This is a genomic window from Rhizobium sp. 01L410 (assembly GCF_056400165.1).
Map to the genome: position 1 here is coordinate 45,377 of NZ_JBFTST010000015.1, position 18,048 is coordinate 63,424.

Here is an 18,048-nt window from a genome sequence, read left to right on the forward strand (position 1 = left end):
GTGCGCGTTTTCTTGACTGATCTGATGTTCGACTATTCGATCTCTTGCCATCAGCGCCGGACTTCCCTTAAAGCTCTGCCCGTCACCTGGATTTGGCATGTCTGTGCCCTTCTGTGTGGCACGAGACGGGTGATTCGTTTCAGTCATTCAAGGATGGATATATGTCTCAGCCGAGAAACGGCACGCCGGGCGATGTTGAAGAAATCCATTGGCCGTCGCTCGTTGCCGCCGTCTCGTCGATCTCTGCTGTCGGCATAGCGATCGGCCTTGGCCTTCCGCTGCTCAGCATCATCCTCGAGAAGCGCGGTATTTCGTCGACGCTGATCGGACTGAACACCGCGATGGCCGGCGTTGCCGCCATGGCTGCCGCGCCGATCACGACGAAGCTGGCGCATAAATACGGCGTTGCCTCCACCATGCTGTGGGCCGTGGTGATCTCGGCACTCAGCGCGATCGGCTTCTACTACGCCCAGGACCTCTGGATGTGGTTCCCGTTGCGCTTTGCCTTTCATGGTGCGACGACAACGCTCTTCATCCTATCCGAGTTCTGGATCAACGCCGCATCGCCGCGATCGAAACGCGGCTTCGTGCTCGGCATCTACGCGACAGTGCTATCGCTTGGCTTTGCCGCCGGCCCCCTGCTCTTCTCGATCCTCGGCAGCGACGGCGTGCTTCCCTTTGCCGTCGGCGCTGTCGCCATCCTGCTTGCCGCGATCCCGATCTTCATCGCGCGCTACGAAAGCCCGGTGCTGGAAGAGAAGCCGGAACTGCATTTCATGCGCTACGTCTTCCTGGTGCCGACGGCGACCGCCGCCGTCTTCATCTTCGGAGCGGTCGAAGCGGGCGGGCTGGCGCTGTTTCCGATCTATGCGACCCGCGCCGCCTTTACCGAATCGCAGGCTGCCCTGCTGCTGACGGTGATGGGCATCGGCAACGTGATCTTCCAGATTCCCGTCGGCCTGCTGTCCGACAAGATGAAGGACAAGCGCCCCCTGCTCGCAGCTATGGCTTTCATGGGCTGTATCGGCTCGCTGATGCTGCCGCTCCTCGTGCATAGCTGGGTACTCATGGCAGGCGTCCTGCTCTTCTGGGGCGGCTGTGTGGCCGGCCTGTACACGGTCGGGCTCAACCATCTCGGCTCGCGGCTGACGGGCTCCGACCTCGCCGCCGCCAACGCCGCCTTCGTCTTCTGTTACGCCGTTGGCACCGTTGCCGGTCCGCAGGTGATCGGCGCGGCGATCGATGTTGCCGGCAATAACGGATTTGCCTGGGCAATCGCCGGCTTCTTTGGCATTTATGCCCTGCTTTCAGGCATAAGACTGCTTTTCATTCGAAAGCAAGGTTGACATTTCGGGCGAGATTCGTATTTTCGCGCCAGAATTTGCCGTGGAGCCCATCCGGCTTGCCACGGCATTCATTTTATTAAAGGCAGGACGACCATGGCTAAGGCTACCACAATCAAGATCAAGCTGCTGTCGACGGCCGACACCGGCTTCTTCTACGTCACGACGAAGAACAGCCGTACGATGACCGACAAGATGACCAAGACCAAGTACGACCCGATTGCTAAGAAGCATGTCGAGTTCAAGGAAACCAAGATCAAGTAATTCTTGATCCCTGGGTTTTGAAAAAGGCGCGCGCCCAACGGCTGCGCGCCTTTTTCGTTTTCCGGTCTACCGTCACGATAAATGTTAGCGCAAACAAAAACACCGCCCTACCGGGTTATCGGCAAGGGCGGTGTTTTTACGAAAGGGGGTCGGCCAGCAAGCAACGCGGCACGAGGAACCGCTTAAAGTTGCGAACTAGCCGACCGACCCCACGACCCAGGAGATGCGGCGGACCTGAGCATCATGGGGTATCTCGGCATCCCATGTTCGGGAGCGCTTTTCTTATGGCTCGATAATTTGCCCGAAAATGAAAGAAAATCAACAAATTCTTAATGATTAGATTTGTGAGCTTGTCCCTATGGTTAAAAGTCCAATTTTGGGGCAGGTGCGAAATGAACGAATCACGTTTCTTTACTTGATGAAGAAAAACGCGATCGAAGAACACCGGAAATATATATCAGTACAATTATCGCGCACTTCCGTTACGTTAGGTAGCCGATTTACGCTCACGCGAATAGTAACATCACCACAACTCTTGACGCAAAACCATTTATGCTTGACGCAGACTTTTAAGAGCGATTCTATTCGTGAAAACGAACACAAATCCCCCTCAAATTGGACGATTGTATCGGCTCTCCATTTTTGGGGTCTTAGTTGAAAAACAGCGTGCGATATGGCAGCGGCATCATTAAAATTTGTTAATCTTTCACTGCTGCCGGTGGAAAACTGGGAAACCCACCCGCTAAATAGGCCCGGTATCGTCAGGCCGCCGCGGCGACGACTCGGTTGCGGCCGGTGTTCTTGGCTTCGTAAAGCGCGAGATCGGCCTGCTTCATCAGCTGATCAGGCGTCAACACGCTCGATTGGCGCGAAGCGATGCCGAACGAGGCCGTGACCTTTAGCTCCTCGCCTGCCGATTTCAACGTGAAGCTATTGTCTTCGATCGACGCCCGCAGGCGCTCCGCCACGGCTGCCGCGACCTCCGGAGAAGTATCGGGCATGACGACGACGAATTCCTCGCCGCCATAGCGGCAGGCAAGATCGGCGCCGCGCACGGTCGAGCGGATGCGGTTGGCGAATTCCTTCAGGACTTCGTCGCCAGCATCATGGCCGTAGGTATCGTTGACCTGCTTGAATCGATCGATGTCGGTGATCAGCACCGAGAGCGGCTTGCCCCGCGCCATCGAGCGGTTGAAGAGCACGTTCAGGTGATTGTCGAGATAGCGGCGGTTATTCAGCCCAGTCAGTGCGTCGGTAACCGCGAGCTCGATCGTGTGCTTGACGCTGGCGCGTAGGCGGTCGTTGAAGCGCTTGCGGCGGATCTGCGTCAGGCTGCGGGCAACAAGCTCGTTCGGATCGAGCGGACGGATAATGTAATCGTTGACGCCGAGATCCAGCGCCCGGATCACCATGTCGTCGGCGCCCTGCTCGGTGATGATCAGGATCGGGAGGAAGCGTGTGCGCTCCAGCGAACGGAACTGAGAGCAGAGCCGCAGCGGATCGTAGTCGTCGAAATTGGTATTGACGATCACCAGCTCGAACGCGTTTTCCGCCGCTTCGAAGAGAGCCGCCTGGGGATCGGAGATCGCCGTCACATCGGCGATCGGCTTCAGCGTCTTGATGATGCGTTCCTGCGAATTGGCGCGGCCATCGACAAGCAGGATCTGGCCTGCGTCCTCGGCCCGTCCCTCGCCTGCCCGCAGCAGATCGTCCATGCCCATGGTCTGCGCCGTTTCGGCGCGGATGCGCAGTTCGTCGCTCAGCGTCTTCAGGCGTAGCAGGCTCTTGACCCGCGAGATCAGCTGCAGGTCGTTGACCGGCTTGGTCAGGAAATCGTCGGCACCGGCCTTCAGGCCGCGCACACGGTCGGCCGGCTGATCGAGCGCGGTGACCATGACGACGGGGATATGCGAGGTCTTCGGATTGGCCTTCAGGCGCTCACAGACCTCGAAGCCGTTGAGACCCGGCATCATGACATCGAGAAGAATGATATCGACCTGGTTGCGATCACAGATCGCCAGCGCCTCATAGCCATCGGCAGCGGTCAGCACGTCGAAATACTCGGCGACGAGCCGCGCTTCGAGCAGCTTCACGTTCGCCGGAATATCGTCAACAACCAGAATGCGCGCAGTCATGAGCTTCTTTCCGATGCACTAAGCATCGCCGAGATAGGTCTTGATCGTTTCGATGAATTTCGGAACCGAGATCGGTTTTGAGACATAGGCCTCGCAACCGCCCTGACGAATCCGTTCCTCGTCGCCCTTCATGGCAAAGGCCGTGACGGCGATGACGGGAATGACATGAAGTTCGTCATCCTCTTTCAGCCACTTGGTCACCTCGAGACCGGAAACTTCCGGCAGCTGAATGTCCATGAGGATCAGATCCGGACGGTGTTTTCGAGCAAGATCAAGCGCTTCCATGCCGTTCCGGGTCTGGATGGTCGTATATCCCGAGGCCTCGATCAGGTCGCGAAAGAGCTTCATGTTGAGCTCATTATCTTCTACAATCATCACCTGTTTGGGCATGGCAAGCTCGTTCCTATGTTCCGTCCCTGCAAATGTCCGCCTGACAAGAAGCGACCTGCGAACGCGCGGCTCGACGAAACCGATAGCGGCAAGCTACCGGTATTTGGTTGAAAAAAAGGTAACTTACCCAGCGAAATGCAAAGCAACTTCAAGACCTCTAAACAACTGGCCAGGGATCCGCATGAAACGGCGATCGCCGTACTCGGCTGGCTTGCAAATGAACCCGACATGTTTTCGCGTTTTCTTGCGCTGACCGGCATTGAACCGGCCCAGGTGCGCAACGCGATCAACGATACGGCCTTCCTTTCCGGCATGCTCGACTTCGTCATGCAGCATGAGCCGACAGCCTTGGCTTTCTGCCAGGCGAGCGGCACGCCGCCCGAGGCGCTGACGGCTGCCTGGCAGCATTTCTCGTCGCCCGGTCTCGATTCGGGGCAGTATTGACCGTGGCCGAGATCGAGCACCTCGACACATCGCATGTGCGGCTCGCCGACCGGCCCCTGATCGTCTGCGACGTCGATGACGTCGTGCTGCAATTCATCGTGCCGTTCGAACGCTTTCTTGAGAGCGAGGGCTACCGGCTGGTGCCGCGATCGTTCAAGCTGCACGGAAACATCGAAACGCCGGACGGGACAGCGGCTGACGAAGTCACTGTCAGCCGGCTGATCGAAACCTTTTTCGAGCGGCAGGAAGAGTGGCAGGCGCCGCTTCTGCTTGCAGAGGAAACTCTGGCGCGCCTTTCCGGCACCGCCGACATCGTGCTCCTGACGGCCATGCCGCCCGTCTATCGCGACCAGCGCCGCAGATTGCTCGACCGCTTCGAGCTGCATTACCCGCTTCTGGCGTCGCTGCAGCCCAAGGGGCCGATCGTCAAGGCGCTGCACGGCGCCCGCGATGTGCCCGTCGTGTTCATCGACGACATGGTGCGCAACCTTCATTCGGTCCATGAACATGTCGAGGATTGCCTGCTGCTGCACCTGATGCCGGAGTCGGACATTCATCGCTTTGCCCCTTCGGCCATGGAAGGCATCGCCCGGGTGAAGGGCTGGGAGGAGGCATCTGTTCATATCGGCGAACACTTTGGCGCCTCCGGCGGCAGTGGCCGCGGCTGATCCGCTGTCTTCATCGATCCAACGGCCCCAAAATGCCGTTTGTTATCCAACGCCACGGCGCTCCTCTGTCTTGAGACTCAAGAACTTAGAGCGTAATGTCGCGATGTTCAATATTTGTTCCCGTGATGACTTTGGCTGCACCTGACAAGACACCCGGCTTCTGTCGCGACTGCCTTGCCGAGCAGAAGGCGGAGACGCGCCGTTGCGTCAGCTGCGGAAGCCCGCGGCTTGTCCGGCACAAGGAGCTTTACGGCCTGACGCTGGCGCATATCGACTGCGACGCCTTTTATGCGGCAGTCGAAAAGCGCGACAATCCCGAACTCGCCGACAAGCCCGTGATCATCGGCGGCGGCAAGCGCGGCGTGGTTTCCACCGCCTGCTATATCGCCCGTATTCATGGCGTGCGCTCTGCCATGCCGATGTTCAAGGCCCTGGAAGCCTGCCCGCAGGCGATCGTCATCCGGCCCGACATGGAGAAATATGTCAGGGTCGGCCGCGAGGTCAGGTCGATGATGCAGGAGCTGACGCCGCTGGTGCAGCCGTTATCGATCGACGAAGCCTTCCTGGAACTCGGCGGCACCGAGCGCCTGCACAACGATCCCCCTGCCCGGACGCTGGCGAAATTCGTACGGCGGGTGGAGAAGGAGATCGGCATCAGCGTGTCGGTCGGGCTTTCCTATTGCAAGTTCCTCGCCAAGGTTGCTTCAGACCTGCAGAAACCCCGCGGCTTTTCGGTCATCGGGCGTGAAGAGGCTGTGGAGTTTCTGGCGCCGCGCCCGGTGACGACCATCTGGGGCGTCGGCAAGGCCTTCGCGGCAACGCTGGAGGCCGACGGTATCCGGACGATCGGTCAGTTGCAGCAGATGGAAGAGACCGACCTGATGCGCCGCTATGGCAGCATGGGTCAGCGCCTCGCCCGGCTCTCCCGCGGCATCGACGACCGCGAAGTGCATCTCAACGAGGCAGCGAAAAGCGTCTCGTCGGAAACCACCTTCTTCGAAGACATTTCCCGTCACGAGGATCTCGTGCCGATCCTGCGGAACCTCTCCGAGAAGGTGTCCTGGCGGCTGAAGAAGGATGACATCGCCGGCCATACCGTCGTGCTGAAGATGAAGACTGCGGATTTCAAGCTACGGACGCGCAACAGGCGGCTGGAAGACCCGACGCAGCTTGCCGACCGGATCTTCCGCACCGGCGTCGAGCTGCTTGAACGGGAGACCGACGGCACTAAGTTTCGGCTGCTCGGCATGGGCGTCACCGATCTTTGCGATCCCGGCCGCGCCGATCCGCCCGATCTGATCGACGAGCAATCGACCCGCCGCGCGGCCGCCGAAGCGGCGATGGACAAGCTGCGCGAAAAGTTCGGCAAGAACACCGTCGAGACCGGTTACACGTTCGGCAGCGGCAAGCGCGACCGCTAGGCGACGGCCATCGCGTTGATCTGCGCCAGCACGGCCGCCTTGTTCAGCGCCGCCTGTGCGTGATCGGGCGCCAGTTCGAGGGCTCGCGAATAGCTTTCCGCCGCATCCTCCAACCGGCCCATCCGGCGCAGAACATTGCCGCGATTGTTAAAGGCCGCGGCATAGGACGGCGAAAGGGCGATGGCGCGCTCATAGCTGGCGATGGCCGCAGCATCCTCGGACAGAGCGGCAAGGATATTGCCGCAGGTGCAATGGGCCGCCGCATTGCCAGGCCCGGCGGCCAGCGCCTCAAGGATCGACGACTTTGCGGCATCGAGGCGGCCCTGCTGCAACAGCACGAGCGCCAGCTGATGCAGGGCCGCAAAGTGCCCGGGCACCGCTTCGATGATGCGGCGATAGCCGGATTCGGCGCGCGCCAGGGAGCCCTGACGGTGATCTGCGATCGCGGTGCGCATCAGCGCCTCCAACTCGATATCCGCAGCCGGCCGGCGCCGTGCCGCTTCGAGGCTTTCAGCCAGCGCCAGCGTCTGGGAATGAGAAGGATCGGTGGCGAGGATCTGGCGGCAGCAGAGATCGGCATTTTCGATATCGCCTTTCGCCGCCATCTGCGCGGCGCGGTGACAGGCCGCGTCCAGCGAGCGCGGGTCGAGACGATCGCCGATATTGCGCTCGGAGACCGTCATCACCCTGCGACGCTCCACCAGCTGCTGTTCGCCGCCGAAAGTGAACTTGTAGGCAAAATCTCCGGTACCGAAATCGTAGTTCCGGTAGCCATTCTCGATTGCCCAGCGCAGGCAATAGCAATGCAGCGTGAAGCCCGGGCTGTGAGAGGCCGCGTTGCTATCCCGGCTGCCGATGAAGCAGATCATCGTCTTCTTCTTGTGATCGAGATAGAGGACCTGCATGGCGACAGGCCTGTCGCCCTCCCAAAGCACAGGCACCAGAAGCGATCCGTCATCAAGCGAACCGGGCAACATCTTGCGGCAACCGGCAATGATCCCGGCGGCATAATCCGGCTGACGCACACCCCATTGCGCATTCCACATCGCATAGAAGGTCTCGAGATTCTGCTCGAATGTCTCGGCGGTCGTATGCGTGATGTGCAGCCCATGCTTGCCGCTCGCCAGATCCCGCAGAGCGACCCGCGCGTTGCGGCGCGCCTTGGCGCTGAGACGGGTAGTGAGGAATGTCTCGAAGTCATCCGCCAACGGAATATACACATAGGCGTCGTGATCGATGCTTTCGCCGGCATCGGTGATATGGTCAGCCCGGACGACCTTTGCCGGCACGAATTCCTGGCGCGGGAAACTGCCGATCAGTGCGGAAAGACGCTGGTCGGACAGATAGATCTCATCGAGATTGAACCGGCGCCAATTGAAGGTCTGCAGACAGGCTGCGAAAGCCGCCATCGCCTCGTCGGACCATTCGGGGCGTGAAAGAATGCCGCTGTAAACGGAGAAAGGCATGCCCGCCATATGGATGGCATTGAAGAAACCCTTCCCCGGCTCGAAATCCAGGCGGATCTGCAGTGGCAGGAATGCGATGTAATGCTCATCCGCTTCCGTGCGCTTTGCCGCCAGGACATGCCAGTTGGCGCGCGTTTGCAGATAGCGCCGCATCCAGTTCCAGGACATGAAATAGTTCGATTCCGGATCGGCGTCATAGACCGCCTCCCAGTCGCCCTGCAATTTCTCGAGTTCGTCGAACGCAGACACAATATCGACGTGCATAGCCGGGCTCCCCAACCGCCACGGCGTCAAGATTTGCATACATTCGCGCCCACTACAATAAGCGGCCGCTTGATCACGAGTGCGTGACGGCCACCCCGGAGGCTCGCGATCAAGCCTTCCTTAAACTTCGTTGAATATTGTTCCCCTCGAGTATTGCGTATTGGTTGGGTAACATGTTCTCGCGTTTTGTTTTCGGCCTCGGCTTGCTGTCGGCAACCGCACTGGTGAACCCTGCTCTGGCAGTGGATGCCAGGACGCTGCAAATCATCGTCTCCAAGGACAAGCAGTCGCTTGCGGTCTATGACGGCACCGAGGTCGTGGCGACCTCGAAAGTCTCGACCGGCAAGCCCGGCCACACGACGCCGAGCGGCATCTTCTCGGTGCTCGAGAAAAAGAAATATCACGAGTCCAATCTCTATTCGGCAGCACCGATGCCGTGGATGCAGCGGCTGACATGGTCCGGCATCGCCCTGCACGAGTCGAATTCCGTGCCGCGCTATCCGGCCTCGCATGGCTGCGTGCGCATGCCCGCCGCCTTCGCCAAAGAGCTCTACAAGATGACGGATCTCAGCGTTCCTGTTATCATCAGCAATGCGGCCGTCGTGCCCGAGCCGATCGACCACCCGTCGCTGTTCCGCCCGAACGCACCGGAACCGGCGCTGCTGCTTTCCGACGTCCAGCTACGCCCATCCATCGGCAGCACCGACGGCGAGCCAGTGCAGCTGGCCATGAACACCGTGTCTGCATCGCTGATCCCGCCAACGGCAGCGCCCGCTGAAAACCTTGAGCCGATCCGCATCCTGATCACCCGCCGCGCCCAGCGGGAATCGATCATCGACATCCAGACCTTCCTCAATCAGCTGGGCTTCAATGCCGGCAATCCGGATGGTTTGCTCGGCCCATCGACGGTGCAGGCGATCAATGCTTTCAAGGCCTTGCGCCCCACTGTGTTCAAGGGCGACCGAACGCTCACCAGCGATACTCTCCTTAGGGAAGTTTACGCAGCGGTAGGCGAAGGCGAGCCGCCGAACGGCGTGCTGATGATCCGCCAGGATTTCAAGCCTGTCTTCGAGGCTCCCGTTACCATCGAGAACCCGCAACTGGCGCTCGGAACGCATTTCTTCACGCTGCACAAGGTGGATCAGGAAAACGGCACGGCAGACTGGCTGGGCCTGACGCTCGACAACAACCTGCCGTCACAGACGATGAAGCGCCTCGGCATCAAGACGCAGGAAGGCTCGATCATCATCGGCAGCCCGATCACCAACGCGCTGTCGCGGATCCAGATCCCCGATGACACTAGGCGCAAGGTGGACATGATGCTGGCCGCCGGTTCGACGATGACGATTTCCGATACCGGCCTCGGCCCTGAGACCGGCGCCGGAACCGACTTCATCACCGTAACGCGTTAGACAAGTTCGACATCGACAATGCCGGGTGCCGCGCGCAGCGCCGCGGCGATCTCCGGCGTGATGCGGTATTTCTGCTGCAGCGCCACCTCGACCTCGCGCTTGCCATCCTCCTTGATGACGATGAAGGACACCAGCCCCTCGCCCTTGGCATTCAGGTGGGCGGCAACCGCCTTAAGAGGGCCGGAATCGCGGACATAGACGCGCAGCGTCTTCTGCATCTGCAGCGACTTTTCTTCCAGCGACTGAATGGTCTGGATCCGCAGCCCGATGCCTTCTGGGCGCTCTTCGCCGGTGGCGGTGATGACGAAGGATTTTCCGGATTCCAGTATATCCCGATATTGGTTCAGCATCTCGGAAAACAGCACGGCTTCGTATTGGCCCGACGAATCCGAGAAGACGATGATGCCCATCTTGTTGCCGGTGCGCGTCTTGCGCTCCTGCTTGGAAATCACGGTACCGGCCAGACGGCCATTGGCGGCCCCCTGCCTGACAGCCGCGGAGAAATCCGCAAAGGTCTGCACGCGCATCTTGTCCAACAGGCTGTTGTAACTGTCGAGCGGATGTGCCGTCAGATAGAAACCGAGAACCTGAAATTCCTTCAGCAGCCGCTCCGAGGCGAGCCAGGGCGAATAAGGCGGCAGGGCGATCTTTTCCGGTCCCGACGACAGCGCGCCACCGAAGATATCGGACTGGCCGCTCAGCTTGTTTTCCTGCGCGCGCTGCGCATAGCCGAGCACGCGGTCGAGACCAGCCGAAAGCTGCGCCCGGTCGAGATTGAAGCAGTCGAAGGCGCCGGCATAGATCAGGCTTTCGAGCACGCGGCGGTTCACCTGGCGCGGATCGATGCGCAGGCAGAAATCCTCGATACTGGAAAACGGCTTGTCGCCGCGCACCGAGACAATGTGTTCAACGGCGTTTTCGCCGACGCCCTTGAGCGCCGCCAGCGCGTAATAGATCCGCTCCTCGCCGGTTTCAAAATGCCGGAACGACGTCTGGACCGAGGGCGCGATCACGTCGATGCCGAGGCGCTTGGCATCCTGGCGGAAGTCGTTGACCTTGTCGGTGTTCGACATATCGAGCGTCATCGAGGCGGCGAGGAACTCGACCGGATAATGCGCCTTCATATAGGCCGTCTGGTAGGAGACGATGGCGTAAGCGGCGGCGTGCGACTTGTTGAAGCCGTAATTGGCAAACTTGGCGAGCAGTTCGAAGATGTTGTCGGCCTGCGGCTTCGACACGCCGTTCTTGACGGCGCCGCTGACGAAGCGCTCGCGCTGCTGGTCCATCTCGGCCTTGATCTTCTTACCCATGGCGCGGCGCAGAAGGTCAGCTTCACCCAGTGAGTAGCCGGAGAGAACCTGAGCGATCTGCATGACCTGCTCCTGGTAGACGATAACACCCTGGGTTTCCTTCAGCAGGTAGTCAATGGTCGGATGGATCGACTCGACCTCTTCCTCGCCATGCTTGCGGGCATTGTAGGTCGGGATGTTTTCCATCGGGCCCGGGCGGTAGAGCGCAACCAGCGCGATGATGTCCTCGATGCAGTCGGGTTTCATGCCGATCAGCGCCTTGCGCATGCCGGCACTTTCCACCTGGAACACGCCGACCGTTTCGCCGCGCGACAGCATCTCGTAGGTCTTCTTGTCATCGAGCGGGATCGAGGCGAGATCGACCTTGATGCCGCGCTTGGCGACGAAATCGACGGCGACCTTCAGAACGGTCAGCGTCTTCAGGCCGAGGAAGTCGAACTTCACCAGGCCGGCCTGTTCCACCCACTTCATGTTGAACTGGGTGACCGGCATGTCGGAGCGCGGATCGCGATACATCGGCACCAGCTTCGACAGCGGACGGTCGCCGATGACGATACCGGCGGCATGGGTCGAGGCATGGCGGTAGAGGCCTTCGATCTTCTGGGCGATGTCGAGCAGACGGGCGACGACAGGCTCCTTGGCCGCCTCTTCCTGCAGCTTCGGCTCCTCCTCGATCGCCTTCGACAGCGGCGTCGGATTGGCCGGGTTGTTCGGCACCAGCTTGCAGATCTTGTCGACCTGGCCATAGGGCATTTCGAGCACGCGGCCGACGTCGCGAAGGGCGGCGCGCGCCTGCAGCGAACCGAAGGTGATGATCTGCGCCACCTGCTCGCGGCCGTATTTCTTCTGCACGTAGCGGATCACCTCTTCGCGGCGATCCTGGCAGAAGTCGATATCGAAGTCGGGCATCGACACGCGATCGGGATTGAGGAAGCGTTCGAACAGCAGCGAGAAGCGCAGCGGATCGACGTCGGTAATCGTCAGGGCGTAGGCAACCAGCGAGCCCGCACCGGAACCGCGGCCCGGGCCGACCGGAATATCCTGCAGCTTGGCCCATTTGATGAAGTCGGCAACGATCAGGAAGTAGCCGGGGAACTTCATCTTCTCGATGACGCTGAGCTCGAATTCGAGCCGGTCGCGATAGTCCTTCTCCTCGTAGCCCGGCGACATTCCGAGCGTCGCCAGACGCATATCGAGGCCTTCGACGGCCTGGCGGCGCAATTCGCCGGATTCGGCGCGATCGGCTTCGTCGGCGTCGTCGCTGGCGCCGGTAAAGCGCGGCAGGATCGGCTTGCGGGTCTGCAGAACGAAGGAGCAGCGCCTTGCGATCTCCAGCGTGCTTTCCAGCGCCTCCGGCAGATCGGCAAACAGCTTGGTCATCTCCGTCCGGCTCTTCAGATAGTGATCCGGAGTCAGTCGGAAGCGGCTGTCGTCGGAGACGATGGCGTTGTGCGCCACGGCCATCAGGGCGTCATGCGCGTCATAATCGTCCCGCGCCGGGAAGAAGGCTTCGTTGGTCGCCACCAGCGGCAGATCGTGCTCGTAGGCAAGGCCGATCATCTTCTGCTCGTGGCGCTTGTCGTAGGTGCCGTGGCGCTGCAACTCGACATAGAGCCGGTCGCCAAACAACGCCTTGAGACGCAACAGGCGCGAAACCGCCGGCGCCATATGCCCCTGCTTCAGGGCCATATCGATGGGGCCGCCAAGCGAACCGGTGAGCGCGATCAGACCCTCGGTTCCGGCCTCCTCGAGCCAGGAGGCGCGGACGTGGACCGCCTGGTTGTCTTCGCCGCCGAGATAGGCGCGGCTCACCAGATCGACGAGACGCTCGTAACCGGCAGCTGTTGCCGCCAGCACGACGATCGCAGGCAGTTTGCCCATCATCTGCTGGCCGCCGCGTTTTTCAACTTCCAGCCCGTCTTCCATATCGACGGAGATCTGGCAGCCGATGATCGGCTGCAGCCCCTCGTCCATCGCCTTCTGGGCGAACTCGAGGGCGACGAAGAGATTGTTGGTATCGGTGATGGCAATCGCCGGCTGGCTGTCGCCCGAAGCCTTGTAGAGGATCTTCTTCAGCGGCAGCGCACCCTCGAGCAGCGAATAGGCCGAGTGTACGCGCAGATGAACGAAACCCGGCGTCCCGCCGATAAATCCGCCCTCTGCATCCGCCATGACACGTCCCTTCAATCGCCCGTATGAATCGGTGCCATTGTCGGTCCTGGCCGTGGAGATGTCCAGAAGAAGTCCCTGCCCGGAACCGCATGGCAGCCATGCGGTCCCCTGAAAAATTACATAGCCATCAGAATCAGAGAGAAGCTGGCAACAAACATTGCGATGGAGGTGAATGCTGCGACGTCACGGATCATGTCAGTCATTTGGCTCTCCTTTACTCGTTATGTTTTTAGTTTGTTCCGCTATTGTTCCGTTGTCAACAGGATTGTTTTCTGTTTGGTTAACGCGGAACCGGAGAGAAACATGCGCCTGACCATCCTTGCCGCCGCCCTGCTTTCGGCCCAGGCCGCTATTGCCGCAGACATCGGTCCCGCCCACATCGTCGATGCGGCCGTGGGCGACTGGAACGGCGACGGCAAGCCCGATCTGGCAGTGCTTGCCGAGGCTGCGGCGGATGCCGAAGACGATCAGCTCGGCATCTACATCTATCTGCGCGACGACCACGATCTGCTGCGGCTTGCGGCCAGCGCACCTGGCAAGATCTGGGGCAGCACGGCTGTGGACGGGATCTACGGCCAGGAGCCGTCGATCAAGGCCGCCGGGAAATCGTCGATCGCCGTCCATTCGCAGAACAGCGCCATCGGCCGGGACCGCTGGGAACAGACGCTGACGCTCGCATATCGCAACGGCCAGTTCGTCGTCGCCGGCTATACCTATAGCCATTACGATACGCTCGAGCCGGATGCCGGCGGCACCTGCGACTACAATGCGCTGACGGGCAAATTGCAGAAAGGAGGCAAGGATCAGACATCGGAGCCGCGCGTTATCGCCATTACCGACTGGAAGGACGAAACCGGCCAGTCGATCTGCGGCAACTGACGCTTGTTCTCTTTTTGTTCTTTACAAATATCGTTGCGTCTGCGAGACATATCGCAGGAGGCGCGGCATGTATCTCACTCTCTTGAACGACTTTATCGTCGAGGCAAAATCGCAGACCTATGTCGGCGGCGGGGAAAAGATCGCGGCCTGCCGGCCGGGATCGCAGGATATCGGCTATGAGCGCGGCGAATGGCGCTATCTCGACAGCTATTTCGGCGGCACCGATTTCGCCGGCCAGGAAACCGTCTGGCTGAACGGCGAGCCCGTCTGGGCGATGAACTACTTCGGCCACATCATCGAGCCGCGACTGATTGACGGCAGCCGCGCCGGGGCCGTGATCAAGGCAGCGCTGTCTGCGCTTTACAGCGGTGAAAAACGCTTTCTCGGCGGCATGGAATATGAGCACGAGTTCGGCCTGTATATCGACCGAAGCGAGGGCGATTGCGGGCATTTCCGCGGCATGGAAATGATTGTCGTCGAAGAACGGCGCGCTTACGAGCTCGATTATCGCGGCGGTCTGATCCGCCTTTAGAATTCGACGACCTTGCCGTCGGTGATTGTCACACGGCGGTCCATGCGCGCGGCAAGATCGTGATTGTGGGTGGCGATCAGGGCAGCGAGACCGGACTGGCGAACCAGCGCTTCCAGCGCGTCGAAGACGTAGTTGGCGGTTTCCGGGTCGAGATTGCCGGTCGGCTCGTCAGCGAGAAGCAGGCTCGGCGCGTTGGCAACTGCGCGGGCGATCGCCACGCGCTGCTGCTCGCCGCCGGAGAGCTCGCCCGGGCGATGGGCGCCGCGATGGCCGATGCGCATGTATTCGAGGAGCTGCTGGGCTCGAACCGCGGCTTCCTTGCGCGCCAGGCCCGAAATCATCTGCGGCATCATGATGTTTTCCTGTGCCGAGAATTCCGGCAGCAGATGATGGAATTGATAGACGAAGCCGATCTCGCTGCGGCGGATCGCCGTGCGCTTGTCATCGGAGAGCCCGTTGCAGGCATGGCCGTTGATGCTGACCTCGCCGTCGTCAGGATGTTCCAGCAGACCTGCCAGATGCAGCAGCGTCGACTTGCCGGTACCCGACGGTGCGACGAGAGCGACGATTTCGCCGCTGTGCAGCGTGAAATCCGCGCCCTTCAGAATGGAGAGCACCGTATCGCCCTGCCCGTAGTGACGCTCGACGCCGGAAAGCTTGAGAACGACATTGCGTTTCATGGAGTTCAGCATTCCTTATTCGTAGCGTAGCGCTTGCACCGGATCGAGGCGCGAGGCGCGCCAGGCCGGGAAGATGGTCGCAAGGAAGGACAGCGTCAGCGCCATGATCACGACAGAGGTCGTCTCGCTGACGCTCATCTGTGCCGGCAGCTGGCTGAGGAAATAGAGCTGCGGATTGAAGAGAATGGTGCCGGTGATCCAGGAGAAGAACTGGCGGATCGACTCGATATTGATGCAGACGACAACGCCGAGCAGAACGCCTGCCAGCGTGCCGACGATGCCGATTGCGGCGCCGGTCATGAAGAAGATGCGCATGATCGCACCGGAGCTGGCGCCCATGGTGCGCAGGATGGCGATATCGCTGCCCTTGTCCTTCACCAGCATGATCAGGCCGGAGATGATGTTCAGCGCCGCGACCAGAACGATCAGCGTCAGGATCATGAACATGACGTTGCGCTCGACCTGCAGCGCGGAGAAGAAGGTCTGGTTGCGCTGGCGCCAGTCGGTGATGGCGATCTGGCGGCCCGCGGCAGCCTCCACCTTCGGCCTCAGATTGTCGATATCATCGGGATTATTGGCGAAGAGCTCGATCGACTGCACCAGCCCTTCGGAATTGAAATAGAGCTGCGCCTCTTCAAGCGGCATATAGATGATGGCGGAATCATATTCCGACATGCCGATCTCGAAGATACCCGATATGGTGTAGGACTTGACGCGCGGATTGACGCCCATCGGCGTCACATCGCCTTCCGGCGAAATCAGCGTGATCGTATCGCCTGCCTGCAGCCCCAACTGGTTGGCCATGCCGGAGCCGATCAACACGCCCTGCCCGGACATGAAGCCGACCAGATCGCCGGACTTGATGTTGTCGGAGACGGTTTTGAGCTTGGTCAGGTCTTCGGAGCGGATACCACGCACCAGCGCGCCGCTGCCCGCCCCACCCTGGCCTGACGCCAGCGTCTGGCCCTCGACCAGCGGCAGCGCCATGCGGATACCGGGCACGGCGGCGAATTTCTCCGTCAGTGCCGCATAATCGGTGAACGGCGCATCGACCGGCTGGACGATCATGTGGCCATTGATGCCCAAGATGCGGGAGATCAGCTCGGTGCGGAACCCGTTCATGACGGCCATGACGATGATCAGCGTCGCGACGCCGAGCATGATGCCGACGAAGGAGAAGCCGGCGATCACCGAAATGAAGGCTTCCTTGCGCCGGGCGCGCAGATAGCGCCAGGCGACCATGCGTTCGAAGGTGGAAAATGGCTTACTCGCCGAACCGAAACCGGATTTGGAACCCCGCTGGTCCACTGCTGCGTCTGCCATTTCGCCTCCGATATCAGCCCAAGAGCTTGTTGATCGCCGCGTCGATCGTCATCGTTTCGCGGGCGCCCGTCTTGCGGTCCTTGACTTCGACTTCGCCGTTCGCGACCGCGCGCGGGCCGGCAATGATCTGAACCGGAACGCCGATCAGGTCTGCCGTCGCGAATTTCGTTCCGGCACGATCGTCGGTATCGTCATAAAGGACGTCCTTGCCGGCCTTGGAGAGCGCGGCATAGATCTTTTCGCAGGCGCTGTCGCAAGCGGCGTCGCCGGCCTTCATGTTGATCACGATCGCATCGAACGGCGCGACGGAGGCCGGCCAGATGATTCCGTTCTCATCATGCGATGCTTCGATGATGGCGGGAACAAGGCGTGTCGGGCCGATGCCGTAAGAACCCATGTGAACATTGTGTTCCTTGCCGTCAGGTCCCTGGACCTTGGCGCCCATCGGGTCGGAATATTTGGTGCCGAAATAGAAGATATGACCGACTTCGATGCCGCGCGCAGAGAGCCTGTCGCTCTCGGGGATGGCGTCGAAGGCGGCTTCGTCGTGCATTTCCGAGGTGGCGGCGTAGACCGACGTCCACTTCTTGAAGATCGCATCCAGACCGGCGACATCGTCGAAATCGGTATCGACGGCTGGGATGTCAAAATTCACGAAGTCCTTGTGGCTGTAGACTTCGGATTCGCCGGTGTCGGCGAGGATGATGAATTCGTGGCTGAGGTCGCCGCCGATCGGGCCGGTATCGGCGCGCATCGGAATGGCACGCAGGCCGAGACGATCGAAGGTGCGCAGGTAGGCGGCGAACATCTTCTTATAGGAGTGCTCGGCGCCTTCGCGCGTTAGGTCGAAGGAATAGGCATCCTTCATCATGAACTCGCGCGAGCGCATGGTGCCGAAACGCGGACGGATCTCGTCGCGGAACTTCAGCTGGATATGATAGAGGTTCAGCGGCAGGTCCTTGTAGGACTTGACGTAGGACCGGAAGATGTCGGTGACCATCTCTTCATTGGTCGGGCCGTAGAGCATAGGACGATCCTGGCGGTCCTTGATGCGCAGCATTTCCTTGCCATAGGCGTCGTAGCGGCCGCTTTCCTGCCAGAGCTCGGCAGACTGCAGCGTCGGCATCGACAGCTCGATGGCGCCGGAGCGGTTCTGCTCCTCGCGGATGATGTTGTTCACCTTGTCGAGGACGCGCTTGCCGAGCGGCAGCCAGGAATAGATGCCCTGCGACTGCTGGCGGATCATGCCGGCGCGCAGCATCAGCCGGTGGGAGACGATTTCCGCCTCCTTGGGGTTTTCCTTCAGGATGGGCAGGAAGTAGCGGGACAGACGCATGACGGATTC

Annotated in this window: 15 protein-coding genes; 8 read left to right on the forward strand and 7 right to left on the reverse strand. The window is 60.5% G+C overall.

What is annotated here, in order from left to right:
* The first annotated feature begins 161 nt into the window (after window positions 1-161).
* Window positions 162-1,346 (forward strand): MFS transporter, encoded by a 1,185-nt coding sequence (locus AC1DV9_RS25745; protein ID WP_477950520.1) that lies wholly within the window; start codon window positions 162-164, stop codon window positions 1,344-1,346.
* 93 nt (window positions 1,347-1,439) lie between these two features.
* Entirely contained in the window at window positions 1,440-1,607 is a 168-nt protein-coding gene (gene rpmG / locus AC1DV9_RS25750) for a 50S ribosomal protein L33 (protein ID WP_003587245.1), read from the forward strand.
* A gap of 761 nt (window positions 1,608-2,368) precedes the next feature.
* On the opposite strand, the gene AC1DV9_RS25755 is transcribed toward rpmG, so the two are convergent.
* A complete protein-coding gene (locus AC1DV9_RS25755) occupies window positions 2,369-3,742 on the reverse strand; it encodes a PleD family two-component system response regulator (RefSeq protein WP_477950522.1) in 1,374 nt (457 codons plus the stop codon).
* An 18-nt stretch (window positions 3,743-3,760) separates the two neighbouring features.
* On the reverse strand, window positions 3,761-4,132 hold the full coding sequence (locus AC1DV9_RS25760; RefSeq protein ID WP_003547430.1) for a response regulator: 372 nt from the start codon (window positions 4,130-4,132) through the stop codon (window positions 3,761-3,763).
* 135 nt (window positions 4,133-4,267) lie between these two features.
* On the opposite strand from AC1DV9_RS25760, the gene AC1DV9_RS25765 reads away from it, so the two are divergent.
* The 3 genes from AC1DV9_RS25765 (at window position 4,268) to AC1DV9_RS25775 (ending at window position 6,665) form a co-directional block, all read left to right on the forward strand.
* On the forward strand, window positions 4,268-4,576 hold the full coding sequence (locus AC1DV9_RS25765) for a DUF3572 domain-containing protein (protein WP_112389695.1): 309 nt from the start codon (window positions 4,268-4,270) through the stop codon (window positions 4,574-4,576).
* A gap of 2 nt (window positions 4,577-4,578) precedes the next feature.
* On the forward strand, window positions 4,579-5,244 hold the full coding sequence (locus AC1DV9_RS25770) for a hypothetical protein (RefSeq protein WP_477950523.1): 666 nt from the start codon (window positions 4,579-4,581) through the stop codon (window positions 5,242-5,244).
* A gap of 125 nt (window positions 5,245-5,369) precedes the next feature.
* A complete protein-coding gene (locus AC1DV9_RS25775; RefSeq protein WP_477950525.1) occupies window positions 5,370-6,665 on the forward strand; it encodes a DNA polymerase IV in 1,296 nt (431 codons plus the stop codon).
* On the opposite strand, the gene AC1DV9_RS25780 is transcribed toward AC1DV9_RS25775, so the two are convergent.
* Window positions 6,662-8,395, reverse strand: coding sequence for a GNAT family N-acetyltransferase (locus AC1DV9_RS25780; protein ID WP_477950526.1), 1,734 nt, complete (start codon window positions 8,393-8,395; stop codon window positions 6,662-6,664). The genes AC1DV9_RS25775 and AC1DV9_RS25780 overlap by 4 nt on opposite strands.
* A 173-nt stretch (window positions 8,396-8,568) precedes the next feature.
* On the opposite strand from AC1DV9_RS25780, the gene AC1DV9_RS25785 reads away from it, so the two are divergent.
* Window positions 8,569-9,807, forward strand: a complete 1,239-nt coding sequence (locus tag AC1DV9_RS25785; protein ID WP_477950528.1) for a L,D-transpeptidase family protein — start codon at window positions 8,569-8,571, stop codon at window positions 9,805-9,807.
* Here AC1DV9_RS25785 and dnaE read toward each other — a convergent pair.
* Window positions 9,804-13,289, reverse strand: coding sequence for a DNA polymerase III subunit alpha (gene dnaE, locus AC1DV9_RS25790; protein WP_477950530.1), 3,486 nt, complete (start codon window positions 13,287-13,289; stop codon window positions 9,804-9,806). The two genes, AC1DV9_RS25785 and dnaE, sit on opposite strands and share 4 nt — an antisense overlap.
* Before the next feature lie 303 nt (window positions 13,290-13,592).
* Here dnaE and AC1DV9_RS25795 point away from each other — a divergent pair, with 303 nt between their 5' ends.
* A complete protein-coding gene (locus tag AC1DV9_RS25795; RefSeq protein WP_477950531.1) occupies window positions 13,593-14,168 on the forward strand; it encodes a hypothetical protein in 576 nt (191 codons plus the stop codon).
* A gap of 67 nt (window positions 14,169-14,235) precedes the next feature.
* Window positions 14,236-14,700: a DUF5680 domain-containing protein gene (locus tag AC1DV9_RS25800; RefSeq protein WP_477950533.1), complete on the forward strand. Its 465-nt coding sequence runs from the start codon at window positions 14,236-14,238 to the stop codon at window positions 14,698-14,700.
* Here AC1DV9_RS25800 and AC1DV9_RS25805 read toward each other — a convergent pair.
* Genes AC1DV9_RS25805 through proS form a run of 3 tightly spaced genes read right to left on the reverse strand, consistent with a single transcriptional unit; the run spans window position 14,697 to window position 18,039 of the window.
* The gene (locus tag AC1DV9_RS25805; protein ID WP_310298492.1) at window positions 14,697-15,380 is read right to left on the reverse strand and encodes an ABC transporter ATP-binding protein; all 684 of its coding nucleotides are present in this window, start codon (window positions 15,378-15,380) and stop codon (window positions 14,697-14,699) included. The two genes, AC1DV9_RS25800 and AC1DV9_RS25805, sit on opposite strands and share 4 nt — an antisense overlap.
* A 15-nt stretch (window positions 15,381-15,395) precedes the next feature.
* The gene (locus tag AC1DV9_RS25810) at window positions 15,396-16,703 is read right to left on the reverse strand and encodes a lipoprotein-releasing ABC transporter permease subunit (RefSeq protein WP_112389688.1); all 1,308 of its coding nucleotides are present in this window, start codon (window positions 16,701-16,703) and stop codon (window positions 15,396-15,398) included.
* 13 nt (window positions 16,704-16,716) lie between these two features.
* Window positions 16,717-18,039: a proline--tRNA ligase gene (gene proS / locus AC1DV9_RS25815; RefSeq protein WP_477950535.1), complete on the reverse strand. Its 1,323-nt coding sequence runs from the start codon at window positions 18,037-18,039 to the stop codon at window positions 16,717-16,719.
* Window positions 18,040-18,048: the final 9 nt, after the last annotated feature.

What these genes read in the sequence shown, in the direction of transcription:
- AC1DV9_RS25745 (WP_477950520.1), top strand. Translation starts at nt 162, where the DNA reads ATGTCTCAGCCGAGAAACGGCACGCCGGGCGATGTTGAAGAAATCCAT.
- rpmG (WP_003587245.1), top strand. Translation starts at nt 1,440, where the DNA reads ATGGCTAAGGCTACCACAATCAAGATCAAGCTGCTGTCGACGGCCGAC.
- AC1DV9_RS25755 (WP_477950522.1), bottom strand. Translation starts at nt 3,742, where the DNA reads ATGACTGCGCGCATTCTGGTTGTTGACGATATTCCGGCGAACGTGAAG.
- AC1DV9_RS25760 (WP_003547430.1), bottom strand. Translation starts at nt 4,132, where the DNA reads ATGCCCAAACAGGTGATGATTGTAGAAGATAATGAGCTCAACATGAAG.
- AC1DV9_RS25765 (WP_112389695.1), top strand. Translation starts at nt 4,268, where the DNA reads ATGCAAAGCAACTTCAAGACCTCTAAACAACTGGCCAGGGATCCGCAT.
- AC1DV9_RS25775 (WP_477950525.1), top strand. Translation starts at nt 5,370, where the DNA reads ATGACTTTGGCTGCACCTGACAAGACACCCGGCTTCTGTCGCGACTGC.
- AC1DV9_RS25780 (WP_477950526.1), bottom strand. Translation starts at nt 8,395, where the DNA reads ATGCACGTCGATATTGTGTCTGCGTTCGACGAACTCGAGAAATTGCAG.
- AC1DV9_RS25785 (WP_477950528.1), top strand. Translation starts at nt 8,569, where the DNA reads ATGTTCTCGCGTTTTGTTTTCGGCCTCGGCTTGCTGTCGGCAACCGCA.
- dnaE (WP_477950530.1), bottom strand. Translation starts at nt 13,289, where the DNA reads ATGGCGGATGCAGAGGGCGGATTTATCGGCGGGACGCCGGGTTTCGTT.
- AC1DV9_RS25795 (WP_477950531.1), top strand. Translation starts at nt 13,593, where the DNA reads ATGCGCCTGACCATCCTTGCCGCCGCCCTGCTTTCGGCCCAGGCCGCT.
- AC1DV9_RS25800 (WP_477950533.1), top strand. Translation starts at nt 14,236, where the DNA reads ATGTATCTCACTCTCTTGAACGACTTTATCGTCGAGGCAAAATCGCAG.
- AC1DV9_RS25805 (WP_310298492.1), bottom strand. Translation starts at nt 15,380, where the DNA reads ATGAAACGCAATGTCGTTCTCAAGCTTTCCGGCGTCGAGCGTCACTAC.
- AC1DV9_RS25810 (WP_112389688.1), bottom strand. Translation starts at nt 16,703, where the DNA reads ATGGCAGACGCAGCAGTGGACCAGCGGGGTTCCAAATCCGGTTTCGGT.
- proS (WP_477950535.1), bottom strand. Translation starts at nt 18,039, where the DNA reads ATGCGTCTGTCCCGCTACTTCCTGCCCATCCTGAAGGAAAACCCCAAG.